This window comes from Rahnella inusitata (assembly GCF_965118895.1).
In the GTDB taxonomy this organism is placed as follows: Bacteria; Pseudomonadota; Gammaproteobacteria; order Enterobacterales; family Enterobacteriaceae; genus Rahnella; species Rahnella inusitata_A.
On sequence record NZ_CBCPJJ010000030.1, the window covers coordinates 1 to 2,575 of the forward strand.

General features: G+C 47.0%; 1 protein-coding gene and 1 pseudogene. Both read left to right on the top strand.

From position 1 onward, the window contains the following. Positions 1-205: 205 nt before the first annotated feature. Positions 206-1,136, top strand: a pseudogene (locus ACMHLI_RS22575) (IS30 family transposase). Between the two features lie 80 nt (positions 1,137-1,216). Beyond that, complete coding sequence (gene uhpC / locus ACMHLI_RS22580) at positions 1,217-2,545, top strand: MFS transporter family glucose-6-phosphate receptor UhpC (protein WP_413531378.1); 1,329 nt, start codon at positions 1,217-1,219, stop codon at positions 2,543-2,545. Positions 2,546-2,575 lie beyond the last annotated feature (30 nt).

Genomic DNA, 2,575 nt, shown 5'->3' on the forward strand with positions numbered 1-2,575 from the left:
TTGTTACGCTGTAAACCGAAACTTGTTGAGATTGTTTCATTGGAGCGATTGTTTCATCTGCTGATTGAGCAGCATTGATATTGAAAGAAACATACAGTAATCGCGAATTCAGATAATAAGTGCAACGCTCGGTCATGTTAGATGGAAGGACGGTTAGCTACTGATAAGCTATCCTGCTCTTCCGACCAAAGATGAGCGAGTAAGTATGAAGTATCAGCAACTAACCGAAGGACAACGATACCAGATATCGATACTGCGTGAGGATAATTTATCCTGCCATGAGATAGGTATCCGTATCGGTGTAAGCAAGTCCACGGTCTCCCGTGAACTGAGGCGTAACACTTCAGATACTGGTTATAACCCACAACAGGCACACCAGAAGTGCTGTGATAGGCGGCTGTCATCTGCCAAAAGGACAATTCCTCAGCAGACCATAGATTTCGTGATATTTGCTCTGGAGTGGAAGTGGAGTCCTGAGCAAATAAGTGCAATTGGCAGTCAGCCATGAATGGATTTACCAGTATATCTATGCGGATAAGCGTAGCGGTGGCGAGTTGTACAGGCATCTTAGGCAGGGCAAACGGCGATATCGTAAGGGCTACGGGCAGAAACGAGGGCGCATCCCTGACGCGGTATCCATTGAGCTACGGCCGTCAGTCGTCGATGACCGTAGCCGTCTGGGGGACTGGGAGGCCGATTTGGTGCAGGGTAAACAGGGCACTGGTGCTATCGTGACACTGGCAGAACGCAAAAGCCGTATTTACCTGACAAAAAAGGTGTTTTCAAAGGATGCGGTGGAAGTCAGTAAGGCCATTATCTCACTGCTGAGTGAGTATCAGGATGTATGTCACACAATAACGTTCGATAACGGTCTAGAATTTAGTGAGCACAAGGCGATAGCAGAAGCACTGAACGCAGATACGTACTTTGCCCATCCGTATGCCTCGCATGAGCGTGGGCTGAACGAGAATACGAATGGGTTGTTAAGACAGTTTATCCCGAAAGGAACAGACCTGCGGACAGTGACAGAAGAAGACTTACAACGCTATCAGGGAGCGTTGAACAGCAGGCCACGCAAGTGTCTGGGGTTCAGACAACCTTCGGTGGTGTTTGCGGAGCTAAGAAAGGCGGCTTAGCGTTGCACTTCGGACTTGAATCCGCCAATGATGACATATAAAAACTAATCACTACTGATAATTGCAGTACGGAGAACGTAATGGCTATATTTTCTGAATCGCCGGATAAACCGGTTACCATGAGTAAAAATGAAATCGACAAAACATACCGTTACTGGCGTTTGCATCTGATGATCGTCAGTTATATCGGGTATGCTGTCTTTTATTTCACCAGAAAGAGTTTTAACTTCGTCATGCCGGAAATGCTGGCTGACCTGGGAATAACCAAAGCAGATATCGGGATGGTCGGGACGGCCTTCTATTTAACGTACGGAGCATCCAAGTTCCTTTCCGGTATTATCGGTGACCGTTCAAATCCGCGCTGGTTTATGGGGTTAGGCCTTATTATGTCCGGTGTGGTAAATATTCTGTTTGGCCTGACATCTTCTATTCCGGTATTTATTGCCTTATGGATGATTAATGCCTTCTTTCAGGGCTGGGGCTGGCCGCCGTGTTCTAAAATACTGAATACCTGGTATTCCCGTAATGAGCGTGGTTTCTGGTGGTCAATCTGGAATACATCCCATAATATCGGCGGTGCTATTATTCCTATCCTGTCAGGGAGTGTGGCACTGTGGTTAGGCTGGCGTTACGGGATGATTATTCCGGGAGTAATTGCGATTGTTGTCGGTCTGCTGCTCTGCTTCTTATTGCGTGACCGTCCGCGTTCAATGGGGTTGCCGACTGTCGGTGAGTGGCGCAATGACCAGGTGGAAATTGCCCATGAAGAGCAGGGACTCGGTTTATCACGCTGGGCTATTCTCAAAGAGTATATTTTTAAAAATAAAATTATCTGGGTACTGGCGCTTTCATATGCAGTGATTTATGTCATCCGTACCGGGATTAACGACTGGGGTAACTTATATCTGATTGAAACGCACCATTATGATCTGTTAACCGCAAATGCCACGGTAATGATGTTTGAAATCGGTGGTTTCTTTGGCGCGATTGTGGCCGGCTGGGGCTCGGACTTATTATTCAAGGGCAACCGTTCACAGATGAACGTGATTTATACCCTGGGTATTATCATCTCAGCGGTGTGTTTATGGGCGGTCCCGATTGACAGCAAATACGTGTTCTCCGCGCTGTTCTTTATGACCGGTTTCTTTATTTTCGGGCCGCAGTTCCTGATTGCGATGGCTGCCGCAGAAAACTCACATAAATATGCGTCCGGCGCATCAACCGGGTTTGTCAGCTTATTTGCCTATATCGGGGCATCTGCTGCCGGTTATCCGCTGTCCAAAGTGATTGAGGGATATCAGTGGAACGGATTCTACGGGTTGTTAGTGATATTGTCTGTGGTGCTTGTGGTACTGCTGTTTATTGCTATGCAACTGCAATCAGCAAAAAATTGCAGAAAAACAGTATAATCACGAAGCGCGAATTCAGATAATAAGTGC